This window comes from Cupriavidus sp. HE11 (genome assembly GCF_056097175.1).
This window is the reverse complement of the sequence record NZ_CP184464.1, coordinates 676,317-692,408: the sequence shown is the minus strand read 5'-3', so window position 1 is coordinate 692,408 and position 16,092 is coordinate 676,317. Positions and strand designations below refer to the sequence as shown.

Here is a 16,092-nt window from a genome sequence, read left to right as displayed (position 1 = left end):
TCCGACGCGGAGCAGCGCCGGAGGCCGGTGCTCGTCCTGTGGAGTCGGCCACCCGTGCGGAGCCGACGATGTCCGCGGTCGGTTCTGGCATTCGCGCCGAGTTGGCTGCGGGAATGACGTTCAACGGTCTCGACGATCCAGCACTGCTCGAGTACATCCGTCATGGTCAGAATGGCCTGGGCGATCTTCGTGCGAAGCGCCTGCGAAATATGGCGGTCCTGCGCAGCGTAACGCTGATCTCTGGCGCAATCGGGAGGTTGCCGCTTAACTTGCAATACAACGGGCCAGAGCGCCTGGTGGCAAAAGACCACCCGGCCTACCGGTTGCTGAAGATCAAGCCGAACGACTGGCAGACGCCGAAGGAATTCAAGAGCCTGCTCCAGCTGCATACGCTGGTGGACGGCCAGGCGTTCGCAAGAATCATCTGGTCAGGCTCTCGGCCAATTCGAATGATTCCGCTGCCGCGTGGCTCCGTGAAGCCAAAGCTGACCAGCGACTGGACGATGGTCTACGACTACACGCGGGCAGACGGAGGTGTCGTCGAGCTCCCCGCGCGTGAGATTTTCCATATCCGCGACCTGTCGCTGGATGGGGTGGACGGCCTGTCTCGCATGCGGCTGGCGCGTGAGGCGCTTGATCTGGCAAGCGAGGCCGAGCGCGCAGCGTCAAGGACGTTTCAGACCGGCGTGATGGCTGGTGGCGCGGTGGAGGTTCCAAAGGAACTGTCCGAAAACGCCTACCAGCGCATGAAGCAGTCCATGGATGAGAACTACTCCGGCTCAGAAAACGCCGGGAAGTGGATGCTCCTGGAGGAGGGTGCCAAGGCCAACAAGTGGTCTAGCACCGCCTCCGAATCCCAGCAAATCGAGAACCGCGACCACCAGATCGAGGAGGTCGCTCGGATGTATGGCGTTCCACGCCCGCTCCTGATGATGGACGACACGAGTTGGGGAAGCGGCATTGCCCAGCTTGGCATCTTCTTCGTTCAGTACACGCTGGCGGACTGGTTCACGGCGTGGGAGGAGGCGTGCGGGCGCGCCTTGCTGTCGGAGCGCGAGTTGGACGGCATGCAGTTCAAGTTCAACGAAGGAGCGCTCCTACGCGGCACCCTGAAAGATCAGGCTGATTTCTTCGCAAAGGCGCTCGGCGCTGGCGGACAGGCGCCATGGATGACCCAGAACGAAGTTCGGGACTACTCCGATCTTCCTGAATCCAACGATCCCCAAACCAACCAGCTTCGCAACCCGATGACCCAGTCAAGGACAAGCAATGAGCCTGCTGCAACTGCCTGAGATCCGGGCCGACCATCGCCTGACTGGTGCGCAATTCGATCTGCGTCCGGATGCAGTCGAGCGTTGGCAGCCCGACGTGCGCGCCGCGAAGAGCGACGAAGAGGCCTCCATTTCCATCTACGACTCGATCGGCGAGAACTGGGAAGGCACCGGCATTACCGCGAAGCGGATCAGCGCAGCGCTGCGAAACATCGGCGCGCGCGACGTCACCGTCAATGTGAACTCGCCTGGTGGTGACTTCTTCGAGGGGGTGGCGATCTATAACCTCCTGCGAGAGCACAAAGCCAAGGTCAGCGTACGCGTGATGGGCGTTGCTGCGTCCGCGGCGTCGGTCATTGCCATGTCGGGTGACGAGATCCTGATGGGGGAGGGTGCCTTCCTCATGATCCACAACGCGTGGGCTGTGGCCATCGGTAATCGTCATGACATGGCGGCAACGGCCTCCATTCTGGAGCCGTTCGACGCTGCGATGGCGAAGGTGTACTCGCAGCGTGCCGGTATTACCCAGGCCGAAGCCGCGACCATGATGGACAAGGAGAGCTGGATTGGCGCGGATGAAGCCGTCGAGCTCGGATTCGCGACTGGCCTTGTCGACAGTGCGGAAATATCTCGTAGCACGAACGCGTCAGGTGAGCGTCGAGCCATGGCAATGATCGAGGCATCCATGGCAAAGGCTGGCTATTCGCGGTCGGCACGTCGGGATGCATTTAAAGCCCTTTTCTCTGGCAAGCCGGGCGCTGCCGGAGATCCTGCCACGCCGCGCGCTGGCGCCAGCGACATCGATTGGGTCGCAAAAAACCTCCTGAACTTTTAAGGAAATCGAAATGAGCAAAGTAATGCAAGTGCCGCGCGGCATCATGGCTGTTCGTGCCGAAGGTTCCGTGACGCCTGAGATCAAGGCGCTCGTGGATAGCGTCAACAAGGCGTTCGAGGCCTTCAAGGCAGAGCACACCAAGCAGCTCGACGCCATCAAGGCTGGTCTGCCTACTTCGGACATCACGGCGAAGGTCGAGAAGATCGATTCGCACGTGGCCGAACTGCAGAAGTCGGTTGACGATGCAACGGTAAAGATGGCGGCCGCGCAGATGGGTGCGGGCGGGAAGCAGCTGGCCGATGCGGAGTACTCAGACGCCTTCCGGGCTCACTTCAAGAAGGGCGATGTTCAGGCGGCCCTGAATAAGGGCGCAGACGCCGAAGGCGGATACACGGCGCCTGTTGAGTGGGACCGTACCATTACCGACAAGTTGGTGCTCGTATCGCAGATGCGCCAGCTTGCAACGGTGACGCCTGTGTCTGGCGCCGGCTTGACGAAGCTCTTCAACCTGGGCGGGACGGCCTCGGGCTGGGTCGGTGAAGCGGATCCGCGCCCGCAGACCGGTACCGGGACGTTCGCACCGCTCGGCTTTGGCTGGGGCGAAATCTACGCCAACCCTGCAGCGACGCAGCAGATCCTCGACGATTCGGCCATCGATCTCGAATCGTGGCTTGCTGGTGAAGTCGAAACCGAGTTCTCGAAGCAAGAGGGTGCTGCCTTCTTCTCGGGCAACGGCTCGAACAAGCCGTTCGGCATCCTGACTTACGTTACGGGCGCAGCAAACGCCGCCAAGCACCCGTTCGGCGCGATCAAGGTGGTGAACAGCGGGGCCGCAGCGGCTCTGGCCGCTGACGGCATCATCGACCTGATCTACGACCTGCCGTCGGCGTTCACCGGCAACGCTCGCTTCTCCATGAACCGCAAGACGCAAGGCGCGGTCCGAAAACTGAAGGATGGCCAAGGTAACTACCTGTGGCAGCCGTCCTATGTGGCGGGTCAGCCGGCCACTGTGGCTGGCTTCCCGGTCACGGAAGTGCCGGATATGCCTGACGTTGCTGCGAACTCGACGCCGATTCTGTTCGGCGACTTCAAGCGCACGTACACGGTGTACGACCGCGTCGGCGTTCGTGTGCTGCGTGACCCGTTCACCGCCAAGCCGTACGTGCTGTTCTACACCACGAAGCGGGTGGGTGGCGGAGTGCATAACCCCGAGCCGATGCGCGCCCTGAAGGTTTCGGCCTAATCGCTAGGGCGGCCACAAGGAGGGGCGGCCAGCACGGCGCCCCGTCGTTTCATTCATAGGAGGCTGAAATGCCGCAACTGATCAAAGCATTTCTGGGTGTTCTCGACGGCGAGATCTATCCCCGTGAGTTCGAGCCGGGTGATGAATGCCCGCCAGAGCTGATTGCCGGGGCGCAGTCTGTAGGTGCGTTGGGCGACGAAGATGGCGGTGGCCAGCCTGGCATGACCGCCGCGCAAATCCGTGCGGCGCTAGACGAGAAGGGCATTGCGTACAAAAGCAACGCGAGCAAGGCGGAACTGGCAGCGCTGCTGGACCAGTCCGGAAGCGACACGAACGGCGCCGCAGCGGAGTGAGCCATGGCCCTGGTAACCCTTGATCTGGCGATCGGGCACTGCAGGGCGAACCCCGGAGAAGAGGACGAACTGATCCAGATTTACCTGGATGGGGCGGAGCAATCCGCTGTCGACTACCTCAATCGCCAAGTATTCCGGGACCAGGAATCTATGGATGCGGCTGTGGCAGCGGGTACGGCCGGGGACTCTCCTATGGTAGTCAACTCGGCCATAAAGGTAGCGATCCTGAAGACAACGGCAGAGGTGTATACCAACCGGGAAGACTCAGTGGTTGGCGCCACGGTTGTGGAACTGCCGATGTCTGCCAAGGCGTTCTTGAGGCCGCATCGAATCGTGCCGGGGGTGTGACATCGTGCGTGCCGGAAGACTCAACAGGCTGGTAACGATTCAGCGGCCGGACGCGTCCGACGACGCTATCGGGCAACCCATTCCCGTCTGGACGGATGTAGCGAAAGTGTGGGCCGACATAGTCCACAAGAATGGCGTCGAAGTGATTCGCGCCGATTCGCCGACCTCCATCGTGCAGGCGAGCATCCGTATCCGGTACCGGTTAGGTCTCGATGCGGGAATGCGCGTGTTATGCGATGAGGCCGTCTACGCGATCACTGCAGTGATGCCGGACCGCGCGCGGCGACAGTATGTGGACCTGGTCTGCGAGACAGGAGCATCTGATGGCAGCTAACTCGGCGGAAGCGGTGGTGGAGGCAGCTCTGAAGAATATCGGGGTTAAGGTCTATCCGGATGTGGCCCCGAATAACGCACCGCGGCCCTATGTCACCTACCAGGCTGTCGGCGGCCAAGACAACAACGACTTGAGCGGACCGACGGACCTTCGGAATCAGAGAATGATGATGAAGGTGTGGTCTGCAACGAGGGCGGCCACAACGGCCACAATGGACGCGGTTTTTGACGGCCTGGTTGCCGTCGGTGCCATCCCAATCGGCGCGCCGGCCAGCGTGCACGAAAAGGATACGAATCTGTACGGCAGCAGGCTCGATTTCAGTATCTGGTACCGGCCCTGATGCACGTTTCACCCGCCCGCTCTGCGCGGGCTTTTTCATTTCTGAGAGGTCAAAATGCCATCTACCGCAATCTCCGCGCAGGGATCGAAACTCGAAATCTCCAGCACCGCCGGCGCGGCTAAGACAATCACCGGCATCGCGCTGGGCTTCCCGACGATTCTTACCATGGCCGCGCATGGCATGGTGAACGGCGACGTCGTAACGCTCGCGGGTCTGACGGGCGCGGACGCCGCGCTGCTGAACGGGCAGACGGTTGTGGCGAAGAACCGGACGCCCAACACCATCGCCGTGGACATCGACACCACTGGCAAGACGGTCACGGCGGCTGGCACGGCTACCCCGTTGGGCTGGACGAAGATCGAGAACCTGGTGTCATTCAAGGGCTTCGATGGCCAGTCCGGTGAGCTCGACGCGACCGACATGGACTCCACGGCGAAGGAATTCATTCTCGGTCTGCAGGACTGGGGCAACTTCAGCTTCGACGTCAACAAGGACTTCAACGACGCCGGCCAATTGGCTTTGGACGCCGCCAAGCGCGCCAGCGCTAAGAAGTCGTTCCGGCTCACGCTGCCGAACCTCAAGACGAAGACCTGGGACGGGTACGTGAAAAACACGCCCCTGGAAGGTGGTGTGGACGCGATCCTGAAAGCCACTGGAGTAACCATCCGGATCACCGGTGACGTGACGGACGCATAAGACATGACGATTCTCTCGAAAGCAGCAATTCTGGCCGCAGTGGACCTGATGACGAAAGACGTTCCGGTCCCTGAGTGGGGCGGCACTGTGCGCGTTGCGGTGATGTCCGGGAAGGCTCGTGACGATTTTCTGGCCCATGGGGATGGCAAGGACGAGCCCTACAGCCTGTTCTGCGCTCGGATCTTGTGCGCGACAGTCGTTGATGAAAGCGGAAAGCCGATCTTCGAGCAGGCCGACATTGAGCCACTGCGGGCGAAAAGTCAGACTGCCACCAACCGCGTTGTGTCCGCTTCGCTGTTGCTGAATGGACTTGGGGCCGAAGCTATCAAGGACTCGGAAAAAAACTCCGACGCCGCCCCGAGCGGCGATTCTGGTTCCGGCTCGCCCTCGCCCTCGGAAAATCCGTAGAACAGGCGCAAGCCGAGATCTCGAGCGCGGAGTTCGTGGAGTGGATGGCCTACTACGAGATGGAACCGTGGGGAAGCCACTATGACGATCTCCGCGCCGGGTCTGTGGCGGCGGTAGTCGCAAATATCCACCGCGATAGAGATAAACACCCTGAAGCGTTTGGCTACCTTGATTTCGCGCCGTGGAACGACCAGTGTCGCGAGGAGCGCTCAACGGAGCCAGTGTTCCTGGCGGATCCGGAAGCACAGTCCAACCTCATCGAACAGATGATGTTCGCTCCGAAGAGGCAGTGATGGCTAAGCCGAGAGCAGTCACGGTCGAGAACGCGGAGGCTCTAAAGGGTCCGCTGGACGTGTTGGACGAAATCGCCAGCGAATCGGTCCTTCGCCAGGCTGCCGTGGCCGGGGCGCGCGTAATTCACGCGGAAGTGAAGCTGCGCGCACCGGTTTCGGAGATCGTCTACGAAGGCCGCAAGCGGAAGAACCCTCCGGGCTTCCTGCGCGATCACATCATCGTCGCCTATGACGACGAGCAGTCCATTCCTGGACGGCTGGCGTCATATCTGGTGACGTGGTCAAAGGAAGCCTTCTATGGGTACTTCGTGGAGTATGGAACGTCGACGATGGCGGCCCAGCCGTTCCTGCGGCCGGGGTTCGAAACAAAGCGTAAAGCCGCCGCAGCTGCTGTCGGTGAAGTGATTCAGCGGAAGGCAACGGAGCTATCCAGTGTCAAATGAAACCGTAGTTCGCGTCACTGCAGACGCCACCGGGTACAGGGCGGAACTGGATAAGGCGCGCAGCAGCGCTGATGCTTTTATCGCCAAACAGGAGGAGGCCGCGCGCCGGACCAAGGCGGCGCAGGATGCGGTTGCTGAGGCGGCTCGGAACGGTTCTGACGCCAGCGCGCGAGCCATCAAGTCGCTCGTCGACCAGGCGGCGCGGATGGCCGAATCGGCCGGCAAGACCCGTACTCAGCTCCTGGAAGAGAAGGCGGCACGGCTGGGCGTCACGGATTCGATTTCCGACTACATCAGCAAGCTGAAGGAAGTCGAGCGCAACGCAAGCGGTGGCAAGAAGGTGCAGGAATCCCTGGAGAATGTTGGAATCTCCGCGCGGCAGACGGCCGCGGCGATGCGTATGGTGCCGGCCCAGATGACCGACATCGTCACGCAGCTGGCCGGCGGCCAGAGCCCAATGCTCATCCTGACGCAGCAGGGCGGCCAGCTTAAGGACATGTTCGGCGGGATTGGGCCAGCGGTGCGTGCCGTCGGCACCTATGTTGCTGGTCTCATCAACCCGCTTTCGCTTTCGGCAGTCGCTGCGGCTGCGCTTGCCTATGCGTTTTCGCGGGGGGAGAGCGAGTCGAAGGCGTTCAATCAGTCCTTGATCACCACCGGCTACTATGCCGGCGTGTCGGCGGACCAGATGTCGACAATGGCGGCCGCCGTGAGCAAGAGTATTGGCACCCAGGGAAAGGCTGCTGAGGTCCTGGCGCAAATCGCGTCGACGGGCAAGATTGCCGGTGACCAGATGGTCGCCATCGGGTTGGCGGCCGAGTCGATGGAGAAGGCGACCGGGACGGCGGTCAGCAAGACGATTGAGCAATTCGTGTCGTTGGCGGACGAGCCGGTGAAGGCGTCAGTCAAGCTGAACGAGCAGTATCACTACCTGACAGCAGCGGTCTACGACCAGATCGTTGCTTTGGAGGAGCAGGGCAAGAAGGATCAGGCCGCTGCGCTTGCCCAGCAGACGTATGCGGAGCAGATGAAGGCGCGCGCGGACAAGGTGATCTCGAACCTTGGCTTCATGGAGCGAGCCTGGAACTCGGTCACCGGCGCGGCGAAGAGCGCGTGGGACGCAATGCTGGGCATCGGCCGAGCGGCAACGCTGGACGACATTCGCGGCGCGATCACTCGCACCCAGCAAGAGATCGCGAAGCTGGAAACGTCGCCGACTTCCCAGCCTGGCGGCAGCAACTTCAACCGGGCGGCGCTCACGCGGCTTCGTCAGAACCTGGAGCAATTGCAGGCGCAAGCGAAGACGCTGGAAGCCTCGAACGGCCAGGACGTGGCCAGCGGGGAGCAGCAGCGCCAGCAGGACGCCATCATCGCGGCCAAGGCACGGCTGGATGCACAGGCGAAGGCCACTCGCTCGCGTGCTCAAATGCGCAAGGAGGAAATCGACCAGCTGAAGGTAGACGCGGCGACGGTCGGTATGGCTGCGGACGAGTACAACAAGCGCGCTGCAGCGATCGAGGAAAAGTACAAGGACCCTAAGACGGCCAAGCCGAAGGCCTATCAAGACGACGCTGCAACCAAGTTTCTGCAGCAGTTGCGGGACCAAGACGCCGCCACGCGAGCAGCGTTGGACTCGTCGCAGAAGTTGACGGCGGCTGAAAAGCAGCAAGCAGAGTTCCAGCAGAAGATCGCCGACCTGAAGGGAAAAACGATCCTGACCGCCGAGCAGAAGAGCCTGCTGGCGAGCCAGGATGCAATCAAGCAGCAGTTGGCGATCAACGTCGAGAATGAGCGGGCGCTGAAGCTGAAGGAGGACATCTCCAAGCTGGAGGAACGCTCGGCGGCCGTCAATGCCCAGATCGGAACCTACCAGAAGTCACAGGGTGAGCAGTACCAACGGCAACTTGAGGCGCTTGGGCGGGGGACTGAGGCGCAACGCCAGGCGGAAGCTGTCAAGTCGATCTACACGCAGTACGAAAGCCTTCAGCTTCAACTGGAGAAGGCCACGCCAGCGGTGGCCAGGAAGTCGGACGCTTACCGAAAGGCGCAGGAAGACATTCGGGACGGCCTGAATCAGTCGCTGCAAGCCTACGACGACTATTACTCGGCGCTCCGGGATAAGCAGTCGAACTGGGTGAACGGCGCAGCTGAGGCGCTGGCCAACTATGCAGATTCGACGCGAAACGTGATGGCGCAGGCCAGCAGTTCTGCTACGAACGCATTCAAACGCATGGAAGATGGAATCACCAGCTTCGTGACGACCGGGAAGTTGAACTTCGGCGACTTCGCACAATCTGTGATCGCCGATCTGGTGAGGATCCAAACGCGAGCCGCACTGTCCGGGATCTTCGGGCAGTTGGCCGGGATGATTGGGAATATTGCCGGCGGCGCGTTGTTCGGCGGCGCACAGGGCAGCACGGACATGGCCGGAACGCCCGTCGACATGAGCAGCCCGGTTGGTGTCTCAATCGATGGTGCGCGGGCTGCTGGTGGTCCCGTTGGTGCTGGCGGCACTTACCTGGTTGGCGAGCGGGGTCCTGAATTGTTCGTGCCGTCGTCGTCCGGATCGGTCGTTTCCAACAGTGCCATGAGCGCGGTAGGGGCGGGCGGCGGGAACGTCAGGGTTGAGATCGTGAATCAGGGTTCACAGCAGTCTCAAGTGAAGAGCGCCACGCCGCAGTTTGATGCCCAGGGCATGGTGCTGAAGATTGTGCTGGACGACCTGCAGAAGGGCGGGCCGGTTCGCTCTGCCATTCAAAACTTGCCTCGATCATGACGACACCGACGTTCCCAAGCTATATGCCGGCGCCGATGGTGTCCGGGTTCCAGCAGAGCCCGGACTTCGGCATGTTGGTGACGCAAATGGATTCCGGTCCGGACAAGCAGCGCCCTCGAAACTCCCGAGCGATCATCCAGCGGACGGTGCAGTTCATCGTGGGAAGCCTATCGTTTCGCAACAGCTTCGAAAGCTGGGTTCGGGACGACTTGTCTGGCGGGTCCCTGTGGTTCAACTGGCCGGACCCCCTCAGTGCGACCACGAAGCTGGCGCGCATCGTCGGCGGAAAGGTCGAGTATGCAACCGCTGATTCCCGGCAGAGCTGGATCATCAAGTTTACGCTGGAGACATACGGCTAATGGCGCGCATCTACTCACCGCAATACAGGGAGACGATCAATGCCCTGTCCGCGCCGGAGTCGCCACTACTGTTGCTGCAGATTGATCACCCAGCGCTCGGGGCACCGATCAGGGTTGTCAACGACACGCAGGACGTCACAAGCAATGGGAATCTTTACCAGGCGCTGGCATTCACTTGCACTGTGCCGGACGACCAGCAGGGGCAGTTGCCCCAGGGGCGGCTCGAAGTGGATAACGTGGGGCGCGACCTGGTCCAGTGGCTGGAGGTTAGCCAAGGGGGCCTTGGCGCCACAGCCACGCTATCGGAGATCCTGCGCAGTAATCCGAACTTGGTCGAGTGGAGCATGACGCTGGATATGACGGGCATCAGCGCGACACCGCAAAAGGTGTCAGCCGCGCTGAGCTATCTCGACATGCTTAACCAGCAGGCCGTGGCGGTCCAATACCGCCCGGACACCGCACCGGGGCTGTTCTGATGCATTGGAGTGATGCCTACATGTTCCGCCCCTATGTGGTGGGGCAGTTCGACTGCGGGGATCTGGCTCGCCTGGTGCTGGCGGAAGTATTCGGACGTCATGTCGCCATCCCGTCCGCCCGCGGCGCGGGCCCATTTGCCGATTCCGCGCTGGTGACACAGTGCTGCGACGAGATTGGCGAGCGGACTGCCAAGCCGGCCGATGGTGACGCAGTTGTGATGATTGCGCGCGGCCGGCTCGCACATGTCGGCGTCTATTACGAAATCAACGGGGTGGCGTGGGTGCTGCATAACTCGCGCGAGGCCCGGCAGGTAGTTCGCCACCGCATCCGGGAACTACCCGGCACCGGCCTTATTCTTGACGGGTTCTACAAATGGAAGTGATCGAACATCGCGCGCCGTCGCTGGTGCACCTTCCGCACCCGATGACATCGGAGGGGCGCCGCGTCCACGTAGCCGGTTTCCTCGAGGGGGAGACCGTTGGTGAATATCTGAAGCGACAAGGCGCCGAGTTGCCCCATGGCGCGGTTTCTCTGTGGTGCAACGACATTCCGGTACCGTCGGAAAACTGGGGACTGCTGATGCCGCGTCAGGGCGACCGTTTGGTCATCCGTGCAGCGGTCGAGGGCGGTGGGGGCGCCGGCAAGGTGCTGCGTACCGTAGCGATGATCGCCGTGGTCGTGGCATCGATCTACACTGGGCAGCTGTATGGCGTGCAGTTGGCGGCCACTCTCAGTACTACTACTGCCACTGGTACGGCATTAGTTTCGGCGGCCGCGATGATCGGCGGCTCGCTGATAGTCAATGCACTGTTGCCACCGCCGAAAGCTACGCTATCGTCGTCGGCGTACCAGTCCAATAGCCAGACGCCGACCTACGCGCTCAACGGTGGCCGTAATTCCGCTCGGTTGTACGAGCCGCTTCTGCTTTGCGTGGGCTACAACAAGGTCGTTCCGGATATGGCCAGTACTCCCTACGCGGTCTTCGAGGGGAATGACCAGTACTTGTACCAGGCGTTCAACTTCGGTTTGTCTGACGTGACGCTGAGCGACTTCAAGATCGGCGACACGCCGCTCAGTAGCTATGCTGGCGTCAGCATTCAGACAAGTGGGCCCGATGGCAAGCTATCTATGATTCACGGGAACGTGGACAGCTTGGGAGTCCAGGAGTTGAGTTCGGTCGCCAGTTGGGCCCAACGGTCGACCTCGGTTGATACCGTGGCGATCGCACTCGATATTGTGACGACGCTGTACTTCGTCAACGACAAGGGGGGGATGGATCCGCGCTCCGCGACTTTCGAGATGCAATACGCTCCGACTGGATCGGGCGCTTGGGTGCCGTTCGCCAATGGTTCGTACACGATTACTGGCGCGTCTCAGACGCCGGACCGATTCACATTCCAGATCGATGTGCCGAAAGGCCAATACGATGTGCGAGTGCGGAAGCTCACGCCAGATGTTGCGACCACGCAAGAGTCAAATTCAGTCAGCTGGTCGCAAATGCGCAGTTTCCAGGCGGATACCGCTGACTACACCGGACAGGTACGCGTCGGCCTGAAGATCCGCGCTTCGGCGCAGCTGAATGGCACAGTGGACACGCTGTCGGCGAAGGCGCAGGCCGTATGCCCAGTGTGGACCGGCGTGGGCTGGGTCACTCAGGCGACGAGCAACCCTGCATGGTGGTTCCTGTGGTGGGCGCGCGGAAAGTTCATCAACGGCAAGCGCGTGTATGGCGCGGGGCTGCCGGATAGCCGTATCGACATCGAGGGCATCAAGGAGTTTGGTGCTTATTGCGATGCGAAGGGATTGACGTGCAACTTCGTCCAAGGCGCCGCCACTAGTATTGCCACGATGCTCGACCAGATCGCGCTTTGCGGTGATGGCTCTGCCACGTGGATGACTGGCAAGTTGGGGGTGGTATGGGACGCACCGGGCCAGCAGCCGGTGATGCAGTTCGGTCCATTCAATATCAAACGAGACAGCTTCCAGGTCGAGTACAACACCCAGAAGCTGGCCGACGAGATCGTCGTCAGTTTCACCAATCCGGACAAGGACTGGGCGACGGACCAGGTGCGGGCGAAGGCGCCGAACGTGACAGCGCCGTCCAACCCTGTGACGCTGGATTTCACTGGTTGCACCAGCGCGGCGTTGGCCGGCCGGAAGGCCAATCTGATGGCCGCGGCACAGTATTACCGGCGTCGCAAGGTCACCTGGGTATCTGATCTTGAGGGTTTCGTCGCGCAGCGGGGCGACGTGGTGGTGCTGTCGCACGACATGACGGCATGGAGTTACGCAGGGCGCCTAGTGGGTGGCGATCGCACTACGCTGCAGCTTGATCGGGCAGTTCCGCTGAACGCGACGCCAGGCTATGTCGGGATCCGATTCCCGGATGGAACGTATCAGGTGTTTGGAGTGCAGGGCGGTAGCGGGGAAGTGACCACGCTCACGCTCACGGCGCCGGTCCCGGCGGCGTTTCCGGTGCCATCGGAGAACCCGGACATGCTGCCGTACGACTGGGCTTTTTTCTTCGATCCACGGGCGACGCCCGGGAAGCTCGTCAAGATCATCGCCGTTATCCCCCAAGCTGGTGGCGACGAAGTGCAGATCATCGCCACCGACGAAGAGCCGCTTTACTATGCGGCAGCTTCGGGCGCGTATGACTACATGCCGCCGAAGATCTACAGCCATCTAGATGGCAACGTTTTGTCGATCAGCTTCAGGGAGCAACTGCTGGACGGCATCACCGGGCGGACTCGCGTAACTGCTTCCTGGGTCACCGGAATGCAGAGTTCGGCGGACGTGACGTTGACGATCAATGGTGGTTCGCCGCAAAAGTACAGTGCGACGAATAACAGTCTGGAGATCGAGGCCTATACGAACGACATCGTGGCGGTGATGGTCAACCCGACTCCGCTCGTGCAGCTGCGTAGCCCACCGGTTGGAAAGGGCGATCGCTATGTCGTGCAGGGCTTGATCGCGCCTTTGCCGCAGCCCGAGAATGTTACGACGGTATTTCGGGATCAGCTCACGCACATCACCTGGAGTCCTGTCGTAGACATCAGGTCGCCAGGGTATGAAGTTCGCATTGGGTCATCCTGGCAAAGCGCGGCGGTGGTGACCACAACACCAGTTCCCGATGTTGTGGCAGTTGGAGATGGCACGTACTGGGTAGCGTCAAGGTATGTAACCCCCAGCGGCTCGACGCTTTACTCTCCAGCATCATCCATCGTCATCGAAGGTGCCACGCTAGTGCGCAATGTCCTGGTGACGCGGGACGAAGCGCCGACTTGGCCTGGGGCATTGACCGGAGGTGCCGCCGTCAACAAGGGAAGTCTTGTTTTGGCGGGTTCGGGCAACATCTTGGCGGAGATAGATGTGCTGCCGGTGGTGAATGTCCTCCAGTACGGCGGAATCGCATCGTCAGGGAGCTATACGCTGCCAGCAAGCCACGAGGTGAACGTTGGCCGAGTGGCGCCATGTCAGTTGATCCTCAAGATGTCGGTCCATGGTGTGCGCTCGACCGATAACGTTCTGACGTTGGCGAACATCTTCGATAACCTCGACGTGCTGGGTGAGGCGCTGGGCGCAGCGGTCACAGCAAGAGCCCAGATCGCGATTGCGCAGGCCGATGGGGTATTCGGAGCGTGGCGAGACTTCGTGCCGGGTGTCTACAGCGGGCAGTACTTCACGGCGCGTGTGTTGCTCACGTCGAGCGATCCCGAGATTCATCCGGAGATAGATCAGTTCAGTTTCACTGTGGACATGCCGGACCGTATCGACACGGGTACGAACATCGCTGTCGGCACGAGCGGTCTCCATATTGGCTTCACTGATCCTTTCAATGCTGGGCCGAACGGTGAGAGCCAGCCGCACGTCCAGGTGACGCTGTTGAATGCGCAGGCTGGAGACCGCGTCGTCATTACGGGAATCGGGCTGACCGGCTTCGACGTGCAAGTCATGAATGGCGCGACAGCAGTTGCCCGAAACATCAACTGGTCCGCACAGGGTTACTGACCCACGCAATCGTCCACTCATGGCCACCGTTCGGTGGCCTTTTTCTTTTTGGGGAAACCATGTCGCAAGACAGTATCAGCATCCCGACTACCGGAACCCTGTCCGGGCTGCAGCTCGTGCTGGACATCAATGCCGCGCTCGCGAATCTGGCGAGCCTGGCATCGGGGACAACCGATCCAGCCGGGTTGCCTGGCGGCGTGCTTCCATACTCGCTGTGGATGGACACCTCCGCCACGCCGCCCGTTATTCGACAGCGCAACGCGGCCGGCACGGGGTGGTCTGCGCTGTCGGTACAGTCGGCGACGCAGGCCCAGCATGCTGCGCAACTTGCGCAAGTGATTGCTGGTTCGGGCCCGCAATGCGCGCTTTCCTATACGAACACCAGTACGCTCACGCTTTCGCGCGTCCGTTCAGGGCTGGTTTATAGCCCGGGGTATGGCATCGTCACCGTGCCGAGCGGCGGAGTGACTTTGGCTGCGTCAGGCCTGACGGCCAGCACGCTGCACTACATCTATCTGAACCCGAATTCCGGAGTCCCGTCGCTGGTAGCCTCGACCACGGGGCACGTGACCGACCCGACGGGTGTCGAGGTGCAGAGCGGAAACAACTCGCTCGTGCTGGTGGGTATGGTCTATGCATTGACTGCAACGACATTTGAGCCGACTGTGCGGTCATGGGTCAACGACCCTGGCTACTCAGCGGTGACGAATCTGCAGTCGAACTCAGGATCAAACTCCTTGACGCCCACGAACGTCAATTCGAACCTGAGTACGCCATTCTTGCTATGGGCAAAGGAAATTCCCCAGCTTTCCTTGACGGCGCTCATGGCTGTAAGTACGGCAAATTACACGGTTGCAAGCAATATCGCCGTGGATGGTGCGGTAGTAACGGGACCATTGGCCTCAGTCGCACCAACCCTCGCCGGCCAGCCGGTCAGCGGCACCGTCTCGATACCGGTATCGGGTCTTTCTGAGGGGCGGCACACGGCAAATATGTTCGGATTCGTATCTGGCGCCGTTACGGGTACTTGGTACGGCACCGCCGGTGCATCAAGCGGTACTGGGGTGACGGTCAATATTCCTTCGCGCAAATAACGAGAGGTGCACCATGACACAAAAAGCAATCGGACCGACTTTCCCCGCTGAAATCGAGGCCGCAGGCTTGCAGGGCTTGCCATTCTCATGGGACTTCAACGGGAATGTCTATTTCACCTACCCCGCTATGACGATAGGACAGATCAGTGCTGTTACCGCTGTTGTCGATGCACACGACCCGACAAAGACCGCCCTCGACTAGTTAGCGCTTTATCGGATTCCACAGCCCGCCTCACGCGGGCTTTTTCATTTCTGGAGCATTCATGGACCTGCAGACCTTCCGGGTCGCCGCCGGCCTGTCGTCGGCGCTCGCGGCGCGCTGGTGGCCACACGTCGAGCCAGCTCTGTTCGAGCGGGGCATTTTGCTGCCCGCGCGTGCGGCCGCATGGATCGCTCAGGTGGGCCACGAGTCCCTCGGATTCACTTGCACGCGCGAGATCTGGGGGCCAACGTCGGTGCAGTTACGGTACGAAACCCGTGGCGACCTGGGCAACACCCAACCGGGGGACGGCAAGCGTTTCATGGGCCGAGGCCTAATCCAGATCACTGGCCGTGCCAATTACCGAGCATGCGCGCAGGCGTTGGGCATAGAACTGGAAGCGGCCCCAGCCATGTTGGAGACGGATGGGCTCGCGGCGCGCTCGGCGGCGTGGTTCTGGTACAGCCGCAACTTGAACGCGCTGGCCGATTCCGGCGACTTTGTAACGCTGACCCGGCGCATCAACGGGGGCACGAACGGACTCGCCGACCGACAGGACCGGTGGGCGCGTGCGAAGAGCGCGATGGGAATTCAATAATGCCGCGGCAGCGG

The 16,092-nt window shown here is 61.2% G+C and carries 19 protein-coding genes; all 19 read left to right on the top strand.

Features of this window, described 5'->3' with window-relative positions; translation table 11 throughout:
* The first annotated feature begins 68 nt into the window (after positions 1-68).
* The 19 genes from ACOABP_RS03205 (at position 69) to ACOABP_RS03115 (ending at position 16,078) form a co-directional block, all read left to right on the top strand.
* Positions 69-1,292 (top strand): phage portal protein, encoded by a 1,224-nt coding sequence (locus ACOABP_RS03205; RefSeq protein WP_474226937.1) that lies wholly within the window; start codon positions 69-71, stop codon positions 1,290-1,292.
* Positions 1,270-2,106 (top strand): head maturation protease, ClpP-related, encoded by an 837-nt coding sequence (locus ACOABP_RS03200; RefSeq protein ID WP_474226936.1) that lies wholly within the window; start codon positions 1,270-1,272, stop codon positions 2,104-2,106. The genes ACOABP_RS03205 and ACOABP_RS03200 overlap by 23 nt, the downstream gene beginning before the upstream one ends.
* A gap of 10 nt (positions 2,107-2,116) precedes the next feature.
* Positions 2,117-3,349 carry a phage major capsid protein gene (locus ACOABP_RS03195; RefSeq protein WP_474226935.1) on the top strand — a complete coding sequence of 411 codons (1,233 nt, stop codon included), beginning with the start codon at positions 2,117-2,119 and terminating at the stop codon, positions 3,347-3,349.
* A 68-nt stretch (positions 3,350-3,417) separates the two neighbouring features.
* On the top strand, positions 3,418-3,702 hold the full coding sequence (locus ACOABP_RS03190) for a HeH/LEM domain-containing protein (RefSeq protein WP_474226934.1): 285 nt from the start codon (positions 3,418-3,420) through the stop codon (positions 3,700-3,702).
* 3 nt (positions 3,703-3,705) lie between these two features.
* Positions 3,706-4,050: a head-tail connector protein gene (locus ACOABP_RS03185; protein ID WP_474226933.1), complete on the top strand. Its 345-nt coding sequence runs from the start codon at positions 3,706-3,708 to the stop codon at positions 4,048-4,050.
* Positions 4,051-4,054: 4 nt separating this feature from the next.
* On the top strand, positions 4,055-4,384 hold the full coding sequence (locus ACOABP_RS03180; protein WP_474226932.1) for a phage head closure protein: 330 nt from the start codon (positions 4,055-4,057) through the stop codon (positions 4,382-4,384).
* Positions 4,374-4,724 (top strand): tail completion protein gp17, encoded by a 351-nt coding sequence (gp17, locus tag ACOABP_RS03175; RefSeq protein ID WP_474226931.1) that lies wholly within the window; start codon positions 4,374-4,376, stop codon positions 4,722-4,724. Before ACOABP_RS03180 ends, gp17 begins: the two co-directional genes overlap by 11 nt.
* 54 nt (positions 4,725-4,778) lie before the next feature.
* The gene (locus ACOABP_RS03170) at positions 4,779-5,420 is read left to right on the top strand and encodes a phage tail protein (RefSeq protein ID WP_474226930.1); all 642 of its coding nucleotides are present in this window, start codon (positions 4,779-4,781) and stop codon (positions 5,418-5,420) included.
* Between the two features lie 3 nt (positions 5,421-5,423).
* On the top strand, positions 5,424-5,828 hold the full coding sequence (locus ACOABP_RS03165; protein ID WP_474226929.1) for a hypothetical protein: 405 nt from the start codon (positions 5,424-5,426) through the stop codon (positions 5,826-5,828).
* A 44-nt stretch (positions 5,829-5,872) separates the two neighbouring features.
* A complete protein-coding gene (locus ACOABP_RS03160) occupies positions 5,873-6,121 on the top strand; it encodes a phage tail assembly protein T (RefSeq protein ID WP_474226928.1) in 249 nt (82 codons plus the stop codon).
* Positions 6,121-6,564 (top strand): HK97-gp10 family putative phage morphogenesis protein, encoded by a 444-nt coding sequence (locus ACOABP_RS03155; protein ID WP_474226927.1) that lies wholly within the window; start codon positions 6,121-6,123, stop codon positions 6,562-6,564. The genes ACOABP_RS03160 and ACOABP_RS03155 overlap by 1 nt, the downstream gene beginning before the upstream one ends.
* Positions 6,554-9,340, top strand: coding sequence for a phage tail tape measure protein (locus tag ACOABP_RS03150; protein ID WP_474226926.1), 2,787 nt, complete (start codon positions 6,554-6,556; stop codon positions 9,338-9,340). The genes ACOABP_RS03155 and ACOABP_RS03150 overlap by 11 nt, the downstream gene beginning before the upstream one ends.
* The gene (locus tag ACOABP_RS03145; RefSeq protein ID WP_474226182.1) at positions 9,337-9,699 is read left to right on the top strand and encodes a hypothetical protein; all 363 of its coding nucleotides are present in this window, start codon (positions 9,337-9,339) and stop codon (positions 9,697-9,699) included. The genes ACOABP_RS03150 and ACOABP_RS03145 overlap by 4 nt, the downstream gene beginning before the upstream one ends.
* Positions 9,699-10,175: a DUF1833 family protein gene (locus tag ACOABP_RS03140; protein WP_474226925.1), complete on the top strand. Its 477-nt coding sequence runs from the start codon at positions 9,699-9,701 to the stop codon at positions 10,173-10,175. Before ACOABP_RS03145 ends, ACOABP_RS03140 begins: the two co-directional genes overlap by 1 nt.
* 20 nt (positions 10,176-10,195) lie before the next feature.
* Entirely contained in the window at positions 10,196-10,558 is a 363-nt protein-coding gene (locus ACOABP_RS03135) for a hypothetical protein (RefSeq protein WP_474226924.1), read from the top strand.
* Complete coding sequence (locus tag ACOABP_RS03130) at positions 10,549-14,187, top strand: TipJ family phage tail tip protein (RefSeq protein WP_474226923.1); 3,639 nt, start codon at positions 10,549-10,551, stop codon at positions 14,185-14,187. Before ACOABP_RS03135 ends, ACOABP_RS03130 begins: the two co-directional genes overlap by 10 nt.
* A gap of 59 nt (positions 14,188-14,246) precedes the next feature.
* The gene (locus ACOABP_RS03125; protein WP_474226922.1) at positions 14,247-15,281 is read left to right on the top strand and encodes a hypothetical protein; all 1,035 of its coding nucleotides are present in this window, start codon (positions 14,247-14,249) and stop codon (positions 15,279-15,281) included.
* 13 nt (positions 15,282-15,294) lie between these two features.
* A complete protein-coding gene (locus tag ACOABP_RS03120) occupies positions 15,295-15,483 on the top strand; it encodes a hypothetical protein (protein ID WP_474226921.1) in 189 nt (62 codons plus the stop codon).
* 61 nt (positions 15,484-15,544) lie between these two features.
* Positions 15,545-16,078, top strand: a complete 534-nt coding sequence (locus tag ACOABP_RS03115; RefSeq protein WP_474226920.1) for a glycoside hydrolase family 19 protein — start codon at positions 15,545-15,547, stop codon at positions 16,076-16,078.
* The last annotated feature ends 14 nt before the right edge of the window (positions 16,079-16,092 follow it).